At 65.8% G+C, this 22,110-nt stretch carries 16 protein-coding genes and 1 pseudogene; 6 read left to right on the top strand and 11 right to left on the bottom strand.

Features of this window, described 5'->3' with window-relative positions; genetic code table 11:
• Positions 1-19: 19 nt before the first annotated feature.
• A complete protein-coding gene (locus OKW37_RS10080) occupies positions 20-1,192 on the bottom strand; it encodes a M20 aminoacylase family protein (protein WP_429406724.1) in 1,173 nt (390 codons plus the stop codon).
• Positions 1,193-1,361: 169 nt separating this feature from the next.
• On the opposite strand from OKW37_RS10080, the gene OKW37_RS10075 reads away from it, so the two are divergent.
• Positions 1,362-2,312 (top strand): LysR substrate-binding domain-containing protein, encoded by a 951-nt coding sequence (locus tag OKW37_RS10075; protein ID WP_429406726.1) that lies wholly within the window; start codon positions 1,362-1,364, stop codon positions 2,310-2,312.
• Between the two features lie 37 nt (positions 2,313-2,349).
• On the opposite strand, the gene OKW37_RS10070 is transcribed toward OKW37_RS10075, so the two are convergent.
• Positions 2,350-3,243, bottom strand: coding sequence for a LysR family transcriptional regulator ArgP (locus OKW37_RS10070; protein WP_184009370.1), 894 nt, complete (start codon positions 3,241-3,243; stop codon positions 2,350-2,352).
• Between the two features lie 117 nt (positions 3,244-3,360).
• Between OKW37_RS10070 and OKW37_RS10065 the strand changes: the two genes are divergently transcribed.
• The 3 genes from OKW37_RS10065 (at position 3,361) to OKW37_RS10055 (ending at position 4,577) form a co-directional block, all read left to right on the top strand.
• The gene (locus OKW37_RS10065) at positions 3,361-3,990 is read left to right on the top strand and encodes a LysE/ArgO family amino acid transporter (protein WP_184062125.1); all 630 of its coding nucleotides are present in this window, start codon (positions 3,361-3,363) and stop codon (positions 3,988-3,990) included.
• 203 nt (positions 3,991-4,193) lie between these two features.
• Positions 4,194-4,358, top strand: coding sequence for a hypothetical protein (locus OKW37_RS10060; RefSeq protein WP_184062126.1), 165 nt, complete (start codon positions 4,194-4,196; stop codon positions 4,356-4,358).
• Positions 4,359-4,415: 57 nt separating this feature from the next.
• Positions 4,416-4,577 carry a DUF1328 domain-containing protein gene (locus OKW37_RS10055; RefSeq protein WP_013089029.1) on the top strand — a complete coding sequence of 54 codons (162 nt, stop codon included), beginning with the start codon at positions 4,416-4,418 and terminating at the stop codon, positions 4,575-4,577.
• A gap of 219 nt (positions 4,578-4,796) precedes the next feature.
• Here the strand turns inward: OKW37_RS10055 and OKW37_RS10050 are convergent.
• The 6 genes and pseudogenes from OKW37_RS10050 to OKW37_RS10025 all read right to left on the bottom strand — a co-directional run.
• Positions 4,797-5,003: pseudogene (locus OKW37_RS10050) on the bottom strand (GNAT family N-acetyltransferase); the annotation flags it as partial.
• 182 nt (positions 5,004-5,185) lie between these two features.
• Positions 5,186-5,737 (bottom strand): dTDP-4-dehydrorhamnose 3,5-epimerase, encoded by a 552-nt coding sequence (rfbC, locus tag OKW37_RS10045; protein WP_090803902.1) that lies wholly within the window; start codon positions 5,735-5,737, stop codon positions 5,186-5,188.
• A 116-nt stretch (positions 5,738-5,853) separates the two neighbouring features.
• Complete coding sequence (locus OKW37_RS10040; protein ID WP_090803900.1) at positions 5,854-6,846, bottom strand: GlxA family transcriptional regulator; 993 nt, start codon at positions 6,844-6,846, stop codon at positions 5,854-5,856.
• A 723-nt stretch (positions 6,847-7,569) separates the two neighbouring features.
• On the bottom strand, positions 7,570-13,518 hold the full coding sequence (uvrA, locus tag OKW37_RS10035) for an excinuclease ABC subunit UvrA (RefSeq protein ID WP_429406729.1): 5,949 nt from the start codon (positions 13,516-13,518) through the stop codon (positions 7,570-7,572).
• A gap of 221 nt (positions 13,519-13,739) precedes the next feature.
• On the bottom strand, positions 13,740-15,254 hold the full coding sequence (locus tag OKW37_RS10030) for an amino acid racemase (protein WP_429406731.1): 1,515 nt from the start codon (positions 15,252-15,254) through the stop codon (positions 13,740-13,742).
• A 137-nt stretch (positions 15,255-15,391) separates the two neighbouring features.
• Entirely contained in the window at positions 15,392-16,282 is an 891-nt protein-coding gene (locus OKW37_RS10025; RefSeq protein ID WP_429406733.1) for a LysR family transcriptional regulator, read from the bottom strand.
• Positions 16,283-16,400: 118 nt separating this feature from the next.
• Between OKW37_RS10025 and OKW37_RS10020 the strand changes: the two genes are divergently transcribed.
• Positions 16,401-17,144, top strand: coding sequence for an SDR family oxidoreductase (locus OKW37_RS10020; RefSeq protein WP_429356930.1), 744 nt, complete (start codon positions 16,401-16,403; stop codon positions 17,142-17,144).
• Positions 17,145-17,228: 84 nt separating this feature from the next.
• Here OKW37_RS10020 and OKW37_RS10015 read toward each other — a convergent pair whose 3' ends face one another.
• The 3 genes from OKW37_RS10015 to OKW37_RS10005 form a co-directional block, all read right to left on the bottom strand.
• Positions 17,229-18,254: an aldo/keto reductase gene (locus OKW37_RS10015; protein ID WP_090803887.1), complete on the bottom strand. Its 1,026-nt coding sequence runs from the start codon at positions 18,252-18,254 to the stop codon at positions 17,229-17,231.
• A gap of 68 nt (positions 18,255-18,322) precedes the next feature.
• Positions 18,323-20,062 (bottom strand): tetratricopeptide repeat protein, encoded by a 1,740-nt coding sequence (locus OKW37_RS10010; RefSeq protein ID WP_429406735.1) that lies wholly within the window; start codon positions 20,060-20,062, stop codon positions 18,323-18,325.
• A 110-nt stretch (positions 20,063-20,172) separates the two neighbouring features.
• A complete protein-coding gene (locus OKW37_RS10005; protein ID WP_429406737.1) occupies positions 20,173-20,748 on the bottom strand; it encodes a DUF4142 domain-containing protein in 576 nt (191 codons plus the stop codon).
• A gap of 349 nt (positions 20,749-21,097) precedes the next feature.
• Here OKW37_RS10005 and OKW37_RS10000 point away from each other — a divergent pair, with 349 nt between their 5' ends.
• Entirely contained in the window at positions 21,098-22,090 is a 993-nt protein-coding gene (locus OKW37_RS10000) for a chemotaxis protein (RefSeq protein WP_429406739.1), read from the top strand.
• Positions 22,091-22,110 lie beyond the last annotated feature (20 nt).

The following is a 22,110-nucleotide window of genomic DNA, read 5'->3' as shown; positions in this document are numbered from 1 at the left end:
CTCGCGCGCCGCCGCCGCGTCAAACGAGGAACGTCTGCGCGAGCTTGGTCCAGTAGGCCGCGCCGGTCGCGAGGCAAGCGTCGTTGAAGTCGTAGCCGGGGTTGTGGACCATGCAGCTGCCCTCGCCGTCGCCATTGCCGATGATCAGATAGCTGCCCGCGCAGCGTTCGAGCAGGAACGCGAAGTCCTCGCTGCCGGTCAGCGGTTGCATGTCGTGAATCAGCCCGTCGACGCCCAGCCAGTCGAGCGCGACCTGGCGCGCGAGCGCGGTCATGGCCGCATCGTTGACGAGCACCGGGTAGCGGCGCTGATAGTCGACCTCGGCACGCGCGCCGAACACGGCCGCCTGCCCGGTCGCGACCTCGGTGATGCGCTGCTGCAGATGGTCACGCACCTCGGGCCGCAGCGCGCGCACCGACAGGCGCATCTCGGCGGTTTCGGGGATCACGTTCGGCGCTTCGCCCGCGTGAATCGCGCCGACCGTGATGATCGACATATCGAGCGGCGCGATGTTGCGCGACACGATCGACTGCAGCGCGAGCACGATCTGCGCGCACACGACGACCGGATCGACCGCCTTGTGCGGCACCGCGCCATGGCCGCCGCGGCCGATCACCTTGATGATCACCGTATCCGACGACGCCATGAACGACCCCGGCATGAAGCCCAGCTTGGCCGTAGGAAAACCCGGCATGTTGTGCATCGCGAACACGGCGTCGCAGGGAAACTGTTCGAACAGGCCGTCGTCGAGCATTTTCTTCGCGCCGGCGAGCCCCTCCTCGGCCGGCTGGAAGATCAGATTCAGCGTGCCGTCGAAGCTTTTTTCGCGCGCCAGATGCCTGGCGGCGGCGAGCAGCATCGCCGTATGGCCGTCGTGACCGCATGCGTGCATCTTGCCGGGCAGCTTGCTCGCGTACGGCAGGCCCGTGGTTTCTTGGATCGGCAGCGCGTCCATGTCAGCGCGCAGGCCGAGCCGGCGCGTGCCGTGGCCGAGCTTCAGTTGCCCGACCACGCCGGTCTGCCCCAAGCCGCGATGGACGCTGTAACCCCACTCCCGCAGGCGGTCGGCGACCAGATCGCCGGTTGCAAACTCCTCGTAGGCCAGCTCCGGATGCGCGTGGATGCTGCGTCGCAGCGCGATCATTTCCTGTTCGACTTCGGCGATGCCCGCCGGAATGACCATCGTGTTCATGCCATCTCCTGTCGATCGGACCTGGCGCTTCAGCGCTTAGTCCGATCCCATGCAACTGGTTGCGCCCCTGTCAGCGTGAACCCAGCATAGCGGCGCCGATATCCGGGCGGCAGGCGTAGAATCGTTGCGGTGCCAACCCTTGGTTGCCCCCGTCACGCCTCTCATTCGAATGAAACTGCATCAGCTCAATACCTTGGCGGCGATTGCCGATACCGGAAGTATCCGGGCGGCCGCCCGCTCGCTGGGGCTTTCCCCGGCCGCCGTGACCAAGGCGATGCGCGAGCTCGAAGCCGATCTGCACGCGCCGCTCGTCGTGCGCAGCGCGAGCGGTGTCGCGTTCACCGAGTTCGGGCGCGCGCTCGTCGTGCATGCGCGGCTCGTGCTCGGCCAGTTGCAGCGCGCGCAAGCCGAGATCGAGGCGTTGCGCGGAGCCGCCGCCGGCAAGCTGTCGATCGGCGTCACGCCGTGGGTCGCGCTGACTTTTCTGCCGCCCGCCGTGCGGCGCTTTCGCGAGCGGATGCCGGAGGTGCAACTGGAATTTTTCGAAGGCCTGCTCGCGGTCGTGCAGCCGCGTCTGCGCGACGGCAGCCTCGATTTTTCGATCAGTCGGCCGCCGCCCGCGTCGCCGCAGTCGGAGTTTCAGAACGCGCCGCTCTTTTCGACGCATGCGGCGGTGGTCGCGCGGCGCGACCATCCGAAGGCCGGCTGCCGCACGCTGCTCGACCTTCAAGACGCGGAATGGATACTGAACTGGGACCCGGCGAGCCGCGAGTCGATGTCGAACAATCTGTTCGTCAAGCGCGGCATGCCGGTGCCGCACACGATCGTGCTCGCGCATTCGCTCGCGATCGTGCTGGGCCTGCTCGCGCACACGGATATGGTCAGCGTCTTTCCGTGGCCGCTCGTCGAGGCGATACGCGCGAAGGAAAACCTGTGGGCGCTGCCGCTGCGTGAAACGCTGGACGAAACCATCATCAGCATCACGTCGCGGCGTGGCGCGCCCACGAGCCCGGCGGCCGCCTGCTTTCTCGACTGCCTGCGCGAGACGATCGACGAAGGCGCGCGCTCGCAGGACCCGGAACAGCGCCGCCTGTTTCATTCGATCGAGCTGTTGCTATAGCAGCTGCCGCATTTCTGCATGCGGCACCGCCGCGTAGTCAATCGAGAAACTCGCCGGCCCGCTTTCTGAGCATCGCGCTGAAATCGTCGAGCCAGCCGATCGACAGACGCCAGCTCTGCCAGTACAGATCGACGTCGATATGCTTGCCCGGCGCGATCTCGACCAGTTCGCCGCGCTGCAAATGCCCGGCGATCATCCGCTCGGGGCACATGCCCCAGCCGAGGCTCATCACGCACGCGCGCAAAAAACCGGCGACGTGCGGAATCCAGTGCAGCGGCGGATCGAGCTCCGCGCGCGTAATGCGCCGCATGAAGCGCTTTTGCAGTTGATCCTTCGGATTGAAGTCGACGCACGGCGTGCGCCGCAGGCTGTCGCGCGTGACGCCGTCGGCGAAATAGCGCGCGAAAAACGCCGGCGAGCACACCGCCAGGTATCGCATGCGGCCGAGGCGCGTCGAGCGACAGCCCTGCACCGGTTCGGCCTGCGTCGTGATCGCGCCCTGCACGCTGCCGTCGCGAATGCGCTGCGCGGTGTAGTCCTGGTCGTCGATCACGAGGTCGAGCAGCATTTCGCGTTCGACGCAGAACGGCGCGACCGCGTCGATGAACCAGGTGCCGACGCTGTCGTCGTTGACCGCGACGCGCAGTGCCGGCCACTGCTCGACGAGCGCGCCGGGCAGTGCCGGCAGGCGGCCTTTCAGCTCCGCTTCGAGCAGTTGCACGCGTTCGGTATGGCGGCATAGCAGCGCGCCCGAGGTGGTCGCGACGCACGGCTGCCCACGCTTCACGAGCACGCTGCCGACGCGCTCCTCGAGCAGCTTGACCCGCTGCGACACCGCGGACGGCGTGATATTGAGCTCGCTTGCGGCACGGTCGAACGAGCCGTGGCGGACCACGGCGGCCAGCGCGTCGAGCAAGGCGTAGTCGAGCATTAGCGTTCCTTAATCGGCATTAAGCAAATTAGCTTCTCTTATGAGATGCCAACCCGCAGACTAGCGCTGTTGGATTTTCCCGTCTATCCCCGCTGCTTTCCTTTTTCCGGACCATTTATGAACTGGTTGTCTTTTTCCCATGGCGCTGCGCTGTGCGCGTCGCTGATCGTTACGATCGGCGCGCAGAACGCGTTCGTGCTGCGGCAGGGCATCATGCGCTCGCATGTCGGCAAGATCGTGCTGTTGTGTACGTTGTCCGATTTCATTCTGATCGGCGCGGGCGTCGGCGGCGCCGCGGTGCTGATGGAGCGTTTCCCGCGCTTCGTGCACGCGATGCTCTATGTTGGGCTCGCGTATCTCGCCTGGTTCGGCATCAGCGCGCTGCGCCGCGCGGTGCGGCCCGGACATGCGGTGCTCGATGGCTCGGCCGGCGCATCCCGCGATCAGGCGCCGCCTGCGCAACGCGCGCTGCCGATGATCCTGATGACGCTTGCGTTCACATGGCTCAACCCGCACGTCTATCTGGACACGTTTCTGTTGATCGGCACGGCCGGCGCGCGTGAACCGGAAGGCGCGCGGGTCGCCTTCGCGCTCGGCGCGATGACGGTCAGCGCGGTGTGGTTCGTCGCGCTCGGCTATGGCGCTCGCATGCTCGCGCCGCTGTTTCGCCGCGCAACTGCGTGGCGCGTGCTGGATGGCGCGATCGGCAGCATGGTGTTGCTGCTCGCGTTCACGCAATTGCGTTGAGCGTTCGACGCGGGCCTTATTTCAGCGCCGATTCTTGCGGCTCGCCTCGCGCGGCGGGCGCATCGGCTTCGTCGCGCGGCACGAGGTTCATCAGCCGCGCGAGCACCGGCCACTTCAGCAGCGACTGCTGGTCAGCCTCCTTCGCCTGGGCATCGGAATAGCGCCCCGTCTCGACCTCCGGCAGACGCAGCGCGAGGCCGCCGATGTCGTCGACGGGCCAGCCGCCGCGCGCGGCGGACCGCTGCGCTTGGCGGGCGGCGCTCGTCGGCTATCTGATCGTGAATCGCTGGAACGTCGGCGGCAATCAAGCGATGGCACATCTATTGCTGAAATCCGCTCGCCGGCATCTCACCCGTGAAGCCGCGTGACGTACGCAACGGGGCGCCGTTCAAACGTCATTTCAACAATCCACCGGTGGAGGCACCATGCTTCGATACGCTGTGATTTTCTTCATCATCGCCATCATCGCCGCGGTGTTCGGCTTTGGAGGCATTGCCGCGGGCGCAACCGAAATCGCCAAGGTGTTGTTCTTCATCTTCCTGGTGATCTTCCTCGTCACCCTGCTGATGGGCGTGATCCGACGCTGACGGCTGCATACAGCGTTCGGTGAATTCACGCCTCGCCCGATGCGAACTGGCCACGCTGCGTGGGTCCCGCGTCGAGGATTGCGCGGCCGCTGTCGCCGTTGCAATACTTGCCGCAGCATATTGCAATAGTTGCCGAAGCATCGGGCGCTTCAATTCTGCTTTCCTTCCGCTTCTTCTTTCCGTATCCCGGAGGCGTATGCGGCGTCGCTTCAGGCCGCATACGCGATCTGCGGCGTCATGGAACGCGATCAGTAACGTGCCGATGCCGCGCCCCTGCCATGCGGGATCGACCGCGAACTGACGCAGGCTCGCGACATCGCCGTGCCGGTATAGCTCGCACGATGCTTCGCCATCCGAAGCATAAAGCGTCATCGTGCCGACGATGTGTCCTTCATACACCGCGACATGGCAATCGCCACGCAGCACACGGCCGCGGGTCGTCTCGATGGTCTGATCCACGCACGTGCAATTGAGCCCCTGCGCGCCGAGCGGCGCAAACGCGCGACACACATAGCGGACCGGAACGGATTGCGGATGGCTTGCGCGACGCTTCACGTTGAGCACCTCGTACTGACTGGATACCCGAAGTGTAGGGTTGGCCCCGTCGTTCACGAGATGTTTTCAGCCTCGTACAGACGACGGCCCGCCGCATCCTTGCTGCCGAGGATGGGCTGAAAGTCGATCGGCCACTGGATGCCGATGTCGGGATCGGACCACAGCAGGCAGCGCTCGAGTTCGGGGAACCAGTACTCGGTGGTCTTCCACATGCATTCGGCGACATCGGACAGCACGACGAAGCCGTGCGCGAAACCGGGCGGCACCCAGATCTGCCGATGGTTGGCTTCGCTCAGATACTCGCCGCTCCATTTGCCGAAGTTCGGTGAGTTCAGGCGCACGTCGACCGAGACGTCGAAGATCTCGCCGCGCACGACGCGCAGCAGCCGCCCCTGGGGACGCTGCACCTGGTAGTGCAAGCCGCGCAGCACGCCATGCACGGCGCGCAGATGGCGGTCCTGCACGAAGTTGAAACCCTGCGCGACGTCGTCCGAAAACTCGTCCGCGCTGAAACTCTCGAAGCAGAAGCCGAACTCGTCGATGAACACTTCCGGCTCGATGAGTTTCACCTCCGGCAATGCCGTCGCCATGACCCTGTTGCCCATCGCCACTGTGCTCGTAAAAAGGCTGGCCAGCGAACATACGGCCGCTCTCGCGACCGCGTCCGACAGACGAGGCGCGCCCGCAACGCGGGCGCCCAATCGCATGCTAAAGATACATGCTACGCCTCACTGGCCGCCCGGCTGCGGGCGCGATACTCGGTTGGCGACAAAGCCATACGCTTGCGGAAAATTTTCGCGAGACGATCGCCGTTGCCGGTGCCGCTGCGACGCGCGATCTTGTCGACCGGCAATTCGGTCTCGGTCAGGAAGTTGCACGCGATACGCAGCCGCACCTGCAGCAGGTAGTCCGACGGCGTGATCTGCATCTCGTGCTTGAAACGGCGCAGGAAATTGCGCTCGCTCATTGCGGCGACCTGCGCGGCATCGGCGACCGAGACCGGACGGTCGCAGTTGGCCTCCATCCAGCGCGCGGCCGCGCGAATCTTTTCGGCGACGCTCAGCGTGCCGCCCTCGGCCGGCAGCGGCACCCACGTCGCAGCCATGCCGGGCATCACGCGATCGGCGACGCTGCGCGCAAGCTCGGCGCCCAGGTCGCGCTTGATGAACATCAGCGCGCTGCGGGCGCAGTCGTGACGGTCGTTGGCCGCGCTGAACGCGCCTTCGCTCGCGCTCGCGCCCGGATAGCGGCTCATCAGGCCGTCATGCTCGGTCGGGCCGGCCGCTTCGAGCACGAGGCGCCCCTCGCCGATCGTTTCGATCGCGCGTGTGCGCGATTGCACGGCGCGCAGCCAGTTCAGCAGGCGTTCGTCGCGCGCGGCCACGTGGGCGCCGTAGCCGCCAGCGATGAACAGCACGTCGAAACCGCCGCCAAAGCGCGTGTCGATGTGGTCAGTCCAGATGCGCGCCGACGATGAACTGGCGACATTGCCGCCGTCCATCGACAGGAACTGCACTTCGTAGGGCGGATCTTCGCCCGCTCGCGTGCCCGCGAACTCATTGGCGGTCTGGAACATTTCCACGACGGTACCGGGGCCGAGCAGCCAGAAGCCGTCGAACAGCAGAATGCCGATTCGCCGCGCTGCAGTACGGACGTTCAAAGCGGGCGTGTGTAGCCACGTAATTCTCGTTGTATCAAGGTGCATGTGCGGCATGATCTTCCCCAAACGGTCATACGTTGCGGACCCCGATTTGCCCCGCCATCAGACGGAACGAGAGAATGCGTTATTACGGCGAAAAAACAGACTTACGCCGCATAAAGGATTAAGCGTGATGTTAGCGGAATGGATCGCTATAGTAAATTTGAAAAACGAGTTTCATCAGGACAGCCCATGTCTGAGGAAAAGCGGTTATTGAGCGATTGATATGAGCGCGCGACACGCCGGGCAACTATGCAAGCCGCGCGAAGAGCTTGAGGAGATCTTACCGCAAAGCCTTGATGGACGGCACTCTCGCGCATTCGGACAAAGTTGCCGATAATGCGAAGCCTGGCCATTGCGCGTTACCGAGTACGCTTCTTGCGCGGTTCAAAAATGTTTCAATTGTGAACTGCTTATCGCCCTATTATGTCCCGGCAATTCGGTGGTTTATTCGCAAAGCGTAAATTTATTGCCCGCGGCATTAGGCATTTCCGTGGCATTCGCTCCGCACCACAAATTAATATCCAAATGCTGATTTATCAGGGGATCTAAAAATGTTTCTATTTTGAAACATCGCTGGCCTCTTTCGTATGATTTAAACGCGCGCATGCGCCGCATTGATCGAACTTCGGATGATTGGATGCAGCGCAGCAATCATGTGTGGCGGACACGCGACGAGGCGCCGGCCGTTGCAACCTGCGAAGTTGCAACGGCCGCGCCACCGCTCGTCACCGTGCCTCAGCCATTCGTCCCTTCGCCGGCCAGCGTCGCCGCAGCGGCCGTGCGCGCGAGCACCGGCCGCAGAGCCGCGCCCGTGTGACTCGCGGCCACGCGCGACAGGCTTTCCGGATCCGTTGCTGCAACGATCGTACCGCCGCCCACGCCGCCCTCCGGACCGAGGTCGATGATCCAGTCCGCCTCGGCGATCACGTCGAGATCGTGCTCGATGACGACGACGCTATGCCCGCCATCCACGAGCCGGTGCAGCACGCGAATCAGCTTCGCGACGTCCGCCATGTGCAGGCCGACCGTTGGCTCGTCGAGCACGTACAGCGTGTGCGGCGGCTTCTGGCCACGCCGCGTGATGTCGTCGCGCACCTTGCTCAGCTCGGTGACGAGCTTGATGCGCTGCGCCTCGCCGCCCGACAGCGTCGGCGATGGCTGGCCGAGCGTCAGATAGCCGAGCCCGACGTCTTTCATCAGTTGCAGCGGATGCCCGATGTTCGTAATCGACGCGAAGAACTCGACCGCTTCGTCGATTTCCATGGTCAGCACGTCGCCGATGTTCTTGCCGCGCCACGTGACCGCGAGTGTCTCCGGATTGAAGCGCTGGCCGTGGCAGACGTCGCACGGCACCTTCACGTCGGGCAGGAAGCTCATGCCGATCGTGCGCACGCCCTGGCCCTCGCACGCGGGGCAACGGCCCTCGCCCGTGTTGAACGAGAAACGCGACGCGGTATAGCCGCGCGCGCGCGCCTCCAGCGTGCCCGCGAACAGCTTGCGGATCGCATCCCACACGCCGATGTAGGTGGCGGGACACGAACGCGGCGTCTTGCCGATCGGCGTCTGATCGACTTCCAGCACGCGGTCGATGCTCTCCCAGCCGGTGACCGAATCGCAGCCCTGCCATATGTGCGTGACGTTCAGCGGCGCGCGCGGCGCCGAGCGCGCGAGCACGCTCGAACGCCGGTTCGCGGCCGGCTTCTCCCCGGCGGCCGCACGCGCACGGCGCGTGGCCGGCGACGACAGCACCGAGCGCCCGACCGCATCGAGCAGATTGGTCATCAGCACGTCGCGCGCGAGCGTCGATTTGCCGGAGCCGCTGACGCCCGTCACCGCGACGAGCCGCGCGAGCGGAATGCCGACCGTCACGTCGCGCAGGTTATGCAGCTTGCCGCCATGCACGGTCAGCCAGTTCTCCGGCACCGCTGCCGCACGCTTGCCCGGCGCGACGACCTCGCGGCGCGGCTGCAGCGGATGCACGATCGGCTGCGCGAGGAAACGCCCGGTCAGCGAATCGGGCTGCGCGGACAGGTCCGCGACGCTGCCCTGCGCGATCAGCGTGCCGCCGCGCTTGCCCGCGCCCGGCCCGATATCGATGATGTGATCCGCGCGCCGGATCGTATCTTCGTCATGCTCGACGACGACGAGCGTATTGCCCTTGTCGCCGAGCTTGCGCAGCGCGTTCAGCAGAATCTGGTTGTCGCGCGGATGCAGACCGATGGTCGGCTCGTCGAGCACGTAACACACGCCCTGCAGATTGCTGCCGAGCTGCGCGGCGAGCCGGATGCGCTGCGCTTCGCCGCCCGACAAACTCGGCGCCGCGCGATCGAGGCTCAGATAGCCGAGCCCGACTTCTTCGAGGAACTGCAGCCGGCTGCCGATTTCGCTGACCACGTCGCGCGCGATTTCGGCGTCGCGGCCCGTCATGCGCAGCGTATCGATCCACGCGCGCGTGTCGGACACGGTCCATTGCGCGACGTCGACGATCGCCTGCGAGTCGAACGTGACCGCGCGCGCGACCGGATTCAGACGCGTGCCCGCGCAATCCGGACACGGCTCGTCGACGAGTCCTTCCGGTTCCTGCTCCTCCGAGGGCAGGCTCTGCTCGCGACCGCGATTGTCGTCGTCGACGATCGTGTCGTCGTACGCGGCCCGCTGCTCGCGCGTCAGCGACAGCCCCGTGCCGACGCAGCTCGTGCACCAGCCATGCTTGCTGTTGTACGAGAACATGCGCGGATCGAGCTCGGGGTAGCTCGTGCCGCACACCGGACACGCGCGCTTGGTCGACAGCACTTTCACGTCGCCGAGCTTCGCGGTGGACTCGCCGCCGTTGAGTGCGTCGTGCAGACCGTCGAGCGGCGCGAGCAGATGCATGATGCCTTTACCGATGTCGAGCGTCTGATCGAGCGCTTCGCGCAGCTCCGCTTCGTGATCGGCCGAGATGACGAGGTCAGCGACCGGCAGCTCGATCGTGTGCTCGCGGAAACGGTCGAGCTTCGGCCACGGATCGACCGGCACGAATTCGCCGTCCACACGCAGATGCGTATTGCCGCGCGCTTTTGCCCATTTCGCGAGGTCCGTATAGACGCCCTTGCGGTTCACGACGAGCGGCGCGAGGAAGCCGACGTGCTGGCCCTTGTGATCGCGTAGCAACTGCGCCGCGATCGATTCGGCGCTTTGCGACGTGACCGGCGTGCCGTCGTGAATGCAGTGCTGCAAGCCGAGCTTCACGTACAGCAGACGCAGGAAGTGCCACACCTCCGAGGTCGTGGCGACGGTACTCTTGCGACCGCCGCGCGAGAGCCGCTGCTCGATCGCGACGGTCGGTGGAATGCCGTACACCGCGTCGACTTCGGGCCGTCCGGCTGGCTGCACGATCGAGCGCGCGTACGCGTTCAACGATTCGAGGTAGCGCCGCTGACCTTCGTGGAACAGGATGTCGAACGCGAGCGTCGATTTGCCCGAGCCCGACACGCCGGTGATCACGTTGAACTTGCCGTGCGGAATGTCGACGTCGAGCGCCTTCAGGTTGTGCTCGCGCGCGTTGACGATGCGCACGACGTTCTCGCCTTCGATCGCGCGACGTGCGCGGGCCGCGCTCAGGGCCTTCTGCAGCGGGATGCCCTGGGGCTCCGCCGCGGTTGCGGTGTCCATCGCACGGTCGTATTGCAGCAACGCCTCGCCAGTATGCGATTCGGCGCACGCTTTCACTTCGTCCGGCGTGCCCGCGCACAACACGCGGCCACCGCCGTCGCCGCCTTCGGGACCGAGGTCGATGATCCAGTCGGCCGCGCGGATCACGTCGAGATTGTGCTCGATTACGATCAGCGAATGACCACTCGCGAGCAGCTTGCCGAACGCCTGCATCAGCTTCGCGATGTCGTCGAAATGCAGACCCGTGGTCGGTTCGTCGAACATGAACAGACGCTTCGCGATCACCTGCTTCGCGCCGCGTGCGCCGCGCGCCTGTGCCGATTCCGCGAGAAAGCCCGCGAGCTTGAGCCGCTGCGCCTCGCCGCCCGACAGCGTCGGCACGGGCTGGCCAAGCTTCACGTATTCGAGCCCGACGTCGACGATCGGCTGCAGCACGCGCAATACTTCGGCGTCCTGCGCGAAGTACGCGGCAGCCTCGCTGACGGTCAGTTCGAGCACGTCGGCAATGCTCAACCCGCGTGCCGGCTGGTCGCGCTCGATCTTCACCTCCAGAATCTCCGCGCGATAACGACGCCCGTCGCAATCGGGGCAGCGCAGGTACACGTCGGAGAGGAACTGCATTTCGATGTGCTCGAAGCCCGAGCCGCCACAGGTCGGGCAGCGGCCGTCGCCCGAATTGAAGCTGAACATGCCGGGGCCGTAGCCGCGCTGTTGCGCGAGCGGCGCCTTCGCGAACAGCTTGCGGATTTCGTCGAACGCGCCGACGTAGCTGGCCGGATTCGAGCGTGCGGTCTTGCCGATCGGCGACTGGTCGACGAACACGACGTCGGTGACCTGGTCCGCGCCGTTCAGCGCCTTGAACGCGCCCGGCGCTTCGGTGGCGAGCCCGAAGTGGCGCGCCATCGCCGGATACAGGACGTCCTGCAGCAGCGTCGATTTGCCGGAACCCGACACGCCGGTCACGCAGACGAGCCGCTGCAATGGAATTTCGACCGTGACGTCGCGCAGATTGTGCTCGCTCGCGCCTTCGAGCACGATGCGCGGCGTGCTTGCGTCGACCGCGCGACGCGACCAGTGCGCGGCATCCGCGACATGGCGCCGGCCGCCGAGGTACTCGCCGGTCAGCGTGCCGGTCGAGCGAATCGCCTCGGGCGCGCCGTCGAAAATGATCGAGCCACCGCGCTCGCCCGGTCCCGGACCCATGTCGATGAGCCGGTCCGCCGCGAGCATCACCGACGGATCATGCTCGACGACGACCAGCGTATTGCCCGCGTCGCGCAGCCGGTGCATCGCTTCGACGATGCGGTTCAGGTCGCGCGGGTGCAGGCCGATGCTCGGCTCGTCGAGCACGAACAGCGTCTTGGTCAGCGACGTGCCGAGCGCGGTGGTCAGGTTGATACGCTGCACCTCGCCGCCCGACAGCGTGCGGCTTTGCCTGTCGAGCGTCAGATAGCCGAGACCGACGTCGCATAGATACTTGAGGCGCGTGCGCACTTCGGCGAGCAGCAGCTTCAGCGCGTCGTCGAGCAACGCGCTCGGCAGCGTGATGTCGTCGAAGAAGCGGCGGATGCGCTCGATCGGCATCAGCATGAGATCGTGCACGGTCAGGCCCGGCAACGCCTCGAGCTGCGCGCGCGACCACTTCACGCCGCGCGGCATGAAGCGCTGCGCGGGCGCGAGCACGTCGTTCGCATTGGCCTTGCTGCCGAGGCGCCACAGCAGCGATTCGGTTTTCAGACGCGCGCCGCCGCAGGTTTCGCACGGCGTGTAGCTGCGGTATTTCGACAGCAGCACGCGGATATGCATCTTGTACGCCTTCGATTCGAGATAGTCGAAGAAGCGTTTGACGCCGTACCAATGCGTCTGCCACTTGCCGTTCCAGTCCGGCGAGCCGTTGATGACCCAGTTGCGTTCGCGCTCGCTGAGCTCGCCCCACGGCGTGTCGCGGCGGATGTCCGCTTTCGCCGCGTAGCGCATCAGGTCGTCCTGGCACTCCTTCCACGCGGGCGTCTGCATCGGCTTGACCGCACCTTCGCGCAGCGTCTTGCGCGCGTCGGGGATCACGAGACCGAGGTCGACGCCGATCACGCGGCCAAAACCGCGGCAGGCATCACAAGCGCCATAGGCCGAGTTGAACGAGAACAGCGCGGGCTGCGGGTCGGCATAGCGCAGATCGCTTTCGGGGCTGTGCAAGCCGGTGGAGAAACGCCAGATGCGCGGCTCGGCGGCTTCGGCCTGCGGCTCGTCCGAGGTAGCCGGCAGCACGTAAATATTGACGCGCCCGCCGCCGCGCTTCAGCGATGCCTCGATCGCCTCGATCGCGCGTGCTTTATCCACCGAGCGCAGCCGGAAGCGGTCGGCGACGACGTCGAGCAGCTTGCGCTTGCCGGTCGGCGAATCGACTTCGCGCTGCGCCTGCACGCGCGTATAGCCGCTCGCCGACAACCACTGCTCGACCTCCTGCGCGGACGCCGACTCCGGCAGCTCGACCGGGAACGTGACGACGAGCCGCGGCTCCTCCTGCGCGGTGCGCTCGAGCAGTTCCGCGTAGATCGTCTCCGGCGTGTCGTGCCGCACCAGATACGCGCTCTGGCGGTCGAACAGCTCGGCCGCGCGCGCGTACAGCAGCTTCAGGTGATCGTTGAGCTCGGTCATCGTGCCGACCGTGGAGCGCGAGCTGCGCACCGGGTTGGTCTGGTCGATCGCGATGGCGGGCGGCACGCCGTCGACGCGGTCGACCTGCGGCCGATCCATCCGGTCGAGGAACTGGCGCGCGTACGCGCTGAAGGTTTCGACGTAGCGGCGCTGACCTTCCGCATACAGCGTGTCGAACACGAGGCTCGACTTGCCCGAGCCGGACGGCCCGGTGACGACCGTCATTTCGCCGGTGCGCACGTCGAGGTCGACGTTTTTCAGGTTGTGCTGGCGGGCGCCGCGAATGCGGATCGTGCCCTGGATCTTGTTGCCGCTCGGGTTGCCGCCTTGGGGAGTGTCAGCGAGGGTGTCAAGGGTTGCGTCGTTGGAGGACAATTTTTCCGACCGTCTGAAGGAGTGGGTCACCTCTCACGGCCGGCTCTCGCGACCGCGCAAGTTCGGTGCAGCCGGGTCGGCGCGAGGAGCGCCCGGAAGCCTGGCTGTAGGGGGATACTATACTGTATGTTTATACAGTTTTCCATGGCGGGCTCGGGCGCCCTTTGACCTCTGGATCGGCGGCGATGATCAAACGGCTGCGCCGCGGTCACGCTGCCTGACTAGCCGAGCGCGCTTTCAACCCGCGAGCGCCCGGCCGCATCCGGCGTCGCGCAACCCGCCGGGGCTACGCGCGCGACACCGTCGCCAAGCGCATACGCAACGCAGCGCCTCGCCAGTACGTCGGTCGGATCGACCAGCCGCACCACGCGCCCGCCCGGACACGCGAGCACCGGTTCACGCAACAGCAACGGCAACTCCGTGCACGCGAGCACGATCACCTGCACGCCCTGCGCGAGCAGATCGTCGACAGCCGCCGCGAGGTCCTCGCAGCATTCACCCGACGCGTGCCCCGCCTTCACGCCGCGCGGGCCGTAGATCGCGTTCATCAGACGCGCTTGCGCAGTGGCGGACGGCGCGATCTGCACCAGGCCGCGCGCGTCGAGCGCCTGTTCGTAGACGCGGCTCGCGAGCGTACCCGAGGTGGCCAGCACGCCCACTTCGCGCAGACCCGGAAAGGTCTCGCGCAGATAATCGGCGGTACAGGTCAGCATATTGACGATCGGCACGCGCAGCGCCGGCTGGAGCCGCTCGACGAACGCATGCGCGGTATTGCACGGAATCGCGATCAGATCCGCGCCGCCGTCCTCGAGCGTCTTGCAGGCCGCGTACAGCGCGAGGGTGGGATCGTCGCCGCGCTCGAGCAGCGCCGCGGTGCGGTCGGGGATCTGCGGATTCTGCTCGACCATGATCCGGATATGGTCCTGGTCGCGCGCGGCCGGCGTGTTGCGCACGACCTTGGCCATGAAATCGACGGTCGCGGCCGGCCCGATGCCGCCGACCACGCCGAGGCGGAACGCCCGCTCCGGCTGCGTGTACTGCGCCGCCGCGACATAGCGCGCATACACCTGGTTCGTATCGACGAGCGGCACCTCGATGCGCCCGAGCGCGCGCAGCACGAGGCCGATCTCCGCGAGCCCCGGCACGATCACGTCGACGCCCTGCGCGACCAGATCCGCGCACGCCGCGCGCAACAGCTCGACGGGCCGCCCGTGCAGGCGCCCATCGCGGATGCCCCCGACACCGAAGACGGCGCTCGTCACGCCGTCGAAACCGGTGTCGTTGCGCGGATAGCACACGTCGAACTGCCCGGCTTCGAAGTAGCGCTCGAACAGGCCGTTCGTGCGAATCGCCGCCGACGTCAGCACGCCGATTCGGCGCGCCGACGGATAGGTGCGCCGCACGTGCGCGGACAGCGCGGTCATGATGTTGGCGACCGGCACGCTGACGTTGGCCGCGAGTTCGTCGATGAAGGTGTGGCTCAGAAAGCACGGCAGCACGATCGCGTCGACGCCGCGTTTTTCGAACGCGCGCATCGTGTCGAACACGTGGATCTTGAACTGCGGGTCCGTCGCCTCGGGCGCGGCGGGCCCCTGCCACGCGCGCGGTTCGAAAATCAGATCGAAGGGGCGCGCGGCGCCTGGCCGGCGCGACGCCATGCTCATCCGGCTGAGGATGTCGGCACTGGCGAACTGCGCCGCGCCCGTCGCCACACCCAGCGAACGAAAACGATTCATGATCAGATCCCCCGGTCGTTCTGTGCGTCCACCCTCGATCACGGGCGGCTTTCTGCGCTCTTGAGAATGACATTATGCGAGGCGCACATGTCCAGGCGTTAACCACGAAAACGCATTCCTTTGCGTTTTTCGCTCCCTCAGCTCACCGGCTCGAAAATCTCCCGCAGCCACTGCGCGAACACCCGCACGCGCGACGACAACTGCCGGTTCTGCGGATACAGCACCGACACCGGCATCGGTGGCGGCGGATAGTCCGCCAGAATGACCCGCAGCCGCCCCGCCGCCAACTCGCCATCCACGCGGTAACGCGGTACCTGCACGATGCCGAGCCCGGCGAGGGCCGCGCCCGTGTACAGTTCGGCGCCGCTGACCGACACCGCCGACGGCAGCACGAGCGCGGCATCCCGCCCGTCAACGCGGAATTCGAGCGGCACCGGCTTGCCGGTCGCGCTCGACACGTAGTTGACCGCGCGATGCGTCGACAGCGCGTCAGGATCGGCCGGCTCGCCATACGTGGCCAGATACGCGGGACTCGCGACCGTCACCTGCTGCAGTTGCGCGACGCGCCGCCCGACCATCGACGAATCCTGCAGCACGCCCGCGCGCAGCACGCAATCGATGCCCTCGCGCACGAGGTCGACGAGCCGGTCGTCCTCGCCGATCATCAGCTCGATGTCGGGAAAGCGCGCGAGAAACGCGGGCAGCGCCGGCACCACGAAGTGCCGCGTGAGCGTGCCCTGCACGTTCACGCGCAACAGCCCCTTCGGCGCGAGATTGGAAAACGCCCCCTCGGCCTCCTCCAGATCGGCGATCAGGCGCACGCAGCGCTGGTAGTGCGCTTCACCGTCGGGCGTGAGCCGCACCGTGCGGGTCGTACGTTCGAGCAACCGCGCGCCGAGCCGCTGCTCGAGGCGCTTCATCAGGTTGGTGACAGTCGCGCGCGGAATTTGCAGGTCGTCGGCGGCGCGCGTGAAGCTCTGGCGCTCGGCGATCCGCACGAATACGCGCATTTCCTCGAAACGGTCCATAGCGGCGGATTATTAAAGCAAACGGAATGATGATGGCGAGTCTAATCGGATTATCTCTGCGCGCAAAGCGTTCATGATTCACCTCACCGATCCACCACCTTCTATGAGGAAACCAATCATGAACACGAACCCACAACCGAAAGTCGCCATCGTCACGGGCGCATCGCGCGGCATCGGCACGGCGATCGCACAGCGGCTCGCGAACGACGGCTACGCGGTCGCCGTCAACTACGCAGCGAGCGCGGGCGAAGCCGACGCGCTCGTCGGCGCGATCCGCGAAGCTGGCGGCAAGGCGGTCGCGGTGCAAGCCGACGTGTCGAAGCCCGGCGACGTACGTCGCATGTTCGAAATCACCGAACGCGAACTCGGCAAGGTGGATGTGCTCGTCAACAACGCGGGCGTGATGAAGCCCACGCCGCTCGCCGACACGCCCGACGCACTCTACGACCAAACCTTCGACATCAACGTGCGCGGCACCTTCAACACGCTGCGCGAAGCGGCCGCGCGCCTGAACGACGGCGGGCGCATCGTCAATTTCTCGACCAGCGTGCTCGCGCTGAACCTGCCCGGCTATGGCATCTACACGGCGACCAAGGCAGCCGTCGAAGCGTTCACGCGTGTGTTCGCGAAGGAACTGCGCGGGCGCAACATCACAGTGAATGCGCTCGCGCCGGGACCGATCGCGACCGCGCTGTTCCTCGAAGGCAAGACCGACGAGCAGATCGAGACGTTCGCGAAGATGCCGCCGCTGCAACGCCTCGGCGAGCCGGAAGACGTGGCGGGCGTGGTCGCGTTTCTGGTCGGCCCGGATGCGGGTTGGGTCAATGGGCAGGTATTGCGGGCCAATGGCGGTTTGGCTTGATGGGATGCGCTGGTCCAGCGTGCGGCCGCGCTGGACCAGCGCATTGCGCCGGCTGCGGCGCCTGGAACGTGGTCGACCCGCCGCTCAAACCGCCTTTGGATTGCGTTCCGCGAAGCCTTCCTGATGCCAGTACGGATACGCGGGGCGCACCGTGCTGGCCGCATCGAGCTTCGCGACCTGCTCCGGCGTCAGATTCCAGCCGACCGCGCCGAGGTTTTGCCGCAGTTGCTCCTCGTTGCGCGCGCCGATCAACAGCGTCGCGACGGTCGGCCGTTGCAGCAGCCAGTTCAGCGCGATCTGCGGCACGGTCTTGCCGGTTTCGGCGGCAATTTCGTCGAGCGCGTCGAGCACGCGGAACAGATAGTCTTCCGGCACCGGCGGCCCCATGTCGGCGGTCTTGTGCAGACGGCTCGTCTCCGGCAGCGGCTGGCCGCGCTTGAGCTTGCCGGTCAAGCGGCCCCAGCCGAGCGGGCTCCACACCACGGCACCGACGCCCTGGTCGACACCGAGCGGCATCAGCTCCCACTCGTAGTCGCGCCCGACCAGCGAGTAGTAGGTCTGATTCGCGACATAGCGCGGATAGCCGTAACGGTCGGCGATATCGAGCGACTTCATCAGATGCCAGCCGGAGAAATTCGACACGCCGATATAGCGGATCTTGCCCGCGCGCACGAGGTCGTCGAGCGTGGACAGCACTTCGGGGATCGGCGTTTTCGCGTCGAAGCCGTGCAACTGGAACAGGTCGATGTAATCGGTTTGCAGACGCTTGAGCGCTGAATCGACCGCCTGGATCAGATGGAAGCGCGACGAGCCGACGCCGTTCGGATCGTCGTCGAAACGAAAGGTCGCCTTGGTCGACAGGATCGCCTTGTCGCGCTTGCCCTTCAGCGCCTCGCCGAGCACCGACTCGGACGCGCCCTTCGAATAGATGTCGGCGGTGTCGAACATCGTGACGCCCGCGTCGAAGCAGATGTCGATCAGACGCCGCGCTTCGGCGACGTCGGTCGCGCCCCACGCCTGGAAAAATTCACCCTTGCCGCCGAATGTACCGGTGCCGAGACTCAGCACCGGCACCTTGAAACCCGATGCACCCAGATGTCTGTATTCCATTGAAGAACTCTCCGTGGCATTGCCATCGATGAACGGAAGTTCAGTCTACGCGTCTCCGCCCGAAGGCGTCACGAAGGCGTGGCGCTCAGATTCACCAATGCATCGCGCACGGCATCGATCACGCCGCCCCAATCGCCGAGCGCCGGTTGACGGAACAGACGTGCGCACGGGTACCACGGCGTGTCGCTGCGTTCGAGCAACCAGCGCCAGCAGGTGTCGAAGCGGTTCAGGATCCAGACGGGTTTGTCGAGCGCGCCGGCCAGATGCGCGGTGGAGGTGTCGACCGAAATCACCAGATCGAGACTGGCGACGAGCGCGGCGGTATCGGCGAAATCGTGCAGCAGCCCGGTGTAATCGGCGACGCGTTCACCGTAGGCGCTTTCGGCTAATTGCGGCGCGGCCGCGCCCTTCTGCACGCTGAAGAAGCGAACGTTCGGCACCTCGAGGAGCGGCGCGAGTTGCTCGAACGTGAGCGACCGACGCGCGTCGATCTTGCGCAGCTCGGCGATATGCGCGCGGTTCTCGCCGGCCCAGACGAGGCCGACTTTCAGCGGCCTGATTGCGTTGGCATCCGCGTTGATGTTGCCGTCGTGTTCGATCCGCTCACGCCATTCGCTGACGGCCGCCGGCTGCGCAAAAAGATACGGCGTCGCCGCCGGAATGCTCGCTTCGTTCGTGCCGAACGCAAGCGGCAAGCTCAGCAGCGGGCAATGACAATCGAACGGCGGCAACGGCTGCCCCGCTTCGATCAACTGATCGACACCATCGAGCGTCGACAGCAATCGCAACAACGCGCCCGGCACTTCGAGCACGACCTTCGCGCCGAGCTTCGCAACGAGCGGCGCATAGCGGCAGAACTGCAACGTATCGCCCAGGCCCTGCTCCGCATGCAGCAGAATCGTTTTGCCGTCGAGCGGAACGTCGCCGAGCCACAACGGCTGCGCGAACGCGCGCCTGCCGGCCTTGATGCGGCTGCGCTCCCAACGCCATTCGTATTCGCGCCAGCCGGTATCGAAGCGGCCCATTTGCAGCAGGCACAGCGCCTGGTTCCAGTGCGTTTCGACCGACGCCGGATTCAACGCAAGCGCGCGCTGATAGCTCGACAACGCCTGTTCGCGCTGATTCAGATCGATCTGCGCGAGACCGAGGTTGTTCCATGCATCGACGAAAGCAGGCGCAAGTTCCAGCGCGCGTTGGTAGCAGTGTCGTGCTTCGTGCGGCTGGTTCAGATCGCCGAGCACGTTGCCGCGATTGCTCCACGCATCCGGATAGTTCGGCTGCAACGCGAGCGCCTGGTCGCAGCTATCGAGCGCATCGGCATAGCGGCCGAGATCGCGCAGCACGCATGCGCGATTGTTCCACGCCGGCGCAAACTCCGGCACGAGCGAAAGCGCGCGTTCGTAGCTCGCGAGCGCATCGAGCGGACGGTTCAGCGCCGCCAATGCGTTGCCGCGATTGTTCAACGCATCGGCGAATTTCGGCTGCATCGCGAGCGCCCGCTCGGCACACGCGAGCGCTTCGTCATGGCGCTGCAACGCGTTCAGCGCATAGGCGAGATTCGAATGCACGGCCGGCTGTCTCGCGTTGACCACGAGCGCCTTCTTCAGCAGATCGATGCCTTCCTGCAAGCGGCCCGTTTGCAGCGCGAGTTCGCCGAGCCAGCGCAACGCGTCGCCATGCTTCGGCTTCAGTTCGAGTATCTCGCGATACAACTCCTCGGCTTCGACGAGCGCGCCGTTCTGCTGGAGCGCGACGGCTTGTCGAAGCAGATGGTCCAACTGTTGCGGCAGACTGGCGTGCTTGCTCATGCGGTACCTGGAATCGGAGGCGCGAAGAATCGTCGGAAGAAGCGCACGATTATCGCCGAAAAGCCCGGGTTCGAAGTACCGCCGCCTGCCGCGTAGCGACGTGACGCCGCTTATTGCGCGGCCACGGACAGATGCTTGCGCTTCGCGAGATCCTGCGCCATCGCATAGTGCTGCTGGATCGTCGGCAGCGCCTGTTTCGCGGCGGCCTTCAACTGCTCGTCGCGGCCCGCTGCGATTTCCGCCTGGAAAGCGGACAGTGCCTTCTGTTCACCCGCGAGCGCGACCTGCTCGATGTACACCTTGTCGAAGTCCGCGCCGCGCAGGTGGTTGATGCTGGCGAGCACGGCCGCATCGGGATCGCTCTTCGGCACGTCGACACCGCGCGGACTCGCCGCGCGCAACGCGTCGGTGATCCTGGCGTCGTCGCTCGACACGCGCTCGGCGAAGGCCTTCACGTCGCGGTCGGCCGAACGCGCGGTGGCGATACGCGCGGCATCGCGCTGCGTCGCGACGGCTTGCGTGCCGTCCGCGATGAAGGTCTGGTCGGCGGCATGCAGGCGGCCCGTGTCCGTGGACGCGGCGCTCTGCGCGCTGGCCACCGAGGCGGCCGTCAGAAGACCACCGAAGCAGGCAACGGTGGCGATGCGGGCCAAAGCGACGGAAGGGACGGAAGGCAGGCGGATCATACGTTCTCCTTGAGGTGAAAGCATCTGAAAGCAAAACGACGGACACGTGTGCGCCGCGAACGAAGCGTGCGATGCAAAACGCTGCGGACTGCTTGCGAGCCCAGCGCGGCGCCACGCTTTTATCGCTGCCGATTCTAGAAGCCACGCCGTCGGGCAGGTGAAACGCTGCTGTCGCTTCTGTAACCTTAGGTAACCCTCATATGAATGCGCACACGTTTGCCGTATTCGTGTGAATCGCGCGCCGCTCGACGCTGCCACGCAGTGCTGAATTTTTCGCCATCGGCGCCGATAACCAGATACAGGCAACGCTCAGCACCGCTCAGCACCGCAATTCTGGAGAACGATTCCGATGGCAGACGACCACCGTGCCAATCACGAGCGCCACACCGAACGCAGCAACCTGACGAGCTCCAACAAGTTCGAGCTGCTGCTATACCGCCTCGGCCACGTGCCGGGCAGCGACGCGCACGAGTTGTATGGGATCAACGTGTTCAAGGTGCGCGAAATCTCGACGATGCCGACCGTCACGCCGATCGCCGGATCGTCGCCTTACGTGATGGGCGCGGTCGACATTCGCGGGCAGATCATCCCCGTGATCGATCTGCCGCGGTTGATGGGCTGCGAGCCGACGCGCGGCCTGAACATCCTGCTGGTCACCGAATTCGCGCGTTCGACGCAGGCCTTCGCGGTCGAGGAAGTCGACGACATCGTGCGACTCGAATGGAACCAGGTGCTGTCGGCCGATGGCTCGGCGGGCGGCAAGCTCGTCACGAGCATCGCGCGCATCGACGGCAATACCGGCGACTCGCGCCTCGCCCAGGTGATCGACGTCGAGCAGGTGTTGCGCGACGTGTTCCCGTCGCAGCATCCGAGCGTCGATCCGGCCTCGGTCGGCCAGGCGCTCGGCATCCGCCGCGGCGCGAAGATCCTCGCCGCCGACGACTCCGGCTTCGCGCGCAAGCTGATCGAACAGGCGCTCACCGCGATCGGCGCTGACTACATCATGACGAAGACCGGCGAGGAAGCGTGGCAGACGCTGCAGCAGGTCGCGCGCGCAGCGCAGAAAAACGGCGCGCGCGCGAAAGACACCATCGCGCTCGTATTGACCGATCTGGAGATGCCGGAGATGGACGGCTTCATGCTGACGCGCCAGATCAAGGCCGATGAACGCACGCGCGATATTCCGGTGATCATTCACTCGTCGCTGACGGGCGCGGCCAATGAGGCGCATGTGAAGAACGCGGGCGCCAACGGCTATGTCGCGAAGTTCGCGGCGAGCGAGCTCGCCGATGCGATCCGTGATGCCCTGGGCGCCGCGCCGGCGAAGGCGGCGGCGGCTTGAGCTCTGGAGTGTCGAGCAGT

The sequence above is a fragment of the Paraburkholderia sp. MM5482-R2 genome, assembly GCF_050436125.1.
GTDB lineage: Bacteria > Pseudomonadota > Gammaproteobacteria > Burkholderiales > Burkholderiaceae > Paraburkholderia > Paraburkholderia tuberum.
Note: the sequence above shows the minus strand (reverse complement) of the source record. Positions and strands in the feature narration are given on the sequence as shown.

Excerpts from the sequence above, each read along its gene's own strand:
- OKW37_RS10055 (WP_013089029.1), top strand. The coding sequence starts at position 4,416 with ATGCTTCGATACGCTGTGATTTTCTTCATCATCGCCATCATCGCCGCG.
- OKW37_RS10030 (WP_429406731.1), bottom strand. The coding sequence starts at position 15,254 with ATGAATCGTTTTCGTTCGCTGGGTGTGGCGACGGGCGCGGCGCAGTTC.
- OKW37_RS10000 (WP_429406739.1), top strand. The coding sequence starts at position 21,098 with ATGGCAGACGACCACCGTGCCAATCACGAGCGCCACACCGAACGCAGC.
- OKW37_RS10010 (WP_429406735.1), bottom strand. The coding sequence starts at position 20,062 with ATGAGCAAGCACGCCAGTCTGCCGCAACAGTTGGACCATCTGCTTCGA.
- OKW37_RS10005 (WP_429406737.1), bottom strand. The coding sequence starts at position 20,748 with ATGATCCGCCTGCCTTCCGTCCCTTCCGTCGCTTTGGCCCGCATCGCC.
- OKW37_RS10065 (WP_184062125.1), top strand. The coding sequence starts at position 3,361 with ATGAACTGGTTGTCTTTTTCCCATGGCGCTGCGCTGTGCGCGTCGCTG.
- OKW37_RS10020 (WP_429356930.1), top strand. The coding sequence starts at position 16,401 with ATGAACACGAACCCACAACCGAAAGTCGCCATCGTCACGGGCGCATCG.
- OKW37_RS10060 (WP_184062126.1), top strand. The coding sequence starts at position 4,194 with ATGTCGTCGACGGGCCAGCCGCCGCGCGCGGCGGACCGCTGCGCTTGG.
- OKW37_RS10025 (WP_429406733.1), bottom strand. The coding sequence starts at position 16,282 with ATGGACCGTTTCGAGGAAATGCGCGTATTCGTGCGGATCGCCGAGCGC.
- OKW37_RS10070 (WP_184009370.1), bottom strand. The coding sequence starts at position 3,243 with ATGCTCGACTACGCCTTGCTCGACGCGCTGGCCGCCGTGGTCCGCCAC.
- rfbC (WP_090803902.1), bottom strand. The coding sequence starts at position 5,737 with ATGGGCAACAGGGTCATGGCGACGGCATTGCCGGAGGTGAAACTCATC.
- OKW37_RS10080 (WP_429406724.1), bottom strand. The coding sequence starts at position 1,192 with ATGAACACGATGGTCATTCCGGCGGGCATCGCCGAAGTCGAACAGGAA.
- OKW37_RS10015 (WP_090803887.1), bottom strand. The coding sequence starts at position 18,254 with ATGGAATACAGACATCTGGGTGCATCGGGTTTCAAGGTGCCGGTGCTG.
- OKW37_RS10075 (WP_429406726.1), top strand. The coding sequence starts at position 1,362 with ATGAAACTGCATCAGCTCAATACCTTGGCGGCGATTGCCGATACCGGA.
- OKW37_RS10040 (WP_090803900.1), bottom strand. The coding sequence starts at position 6,846 with ATGCCGCACATGCACCTTGATACAACGAGAATTACGTGGCTACACACG.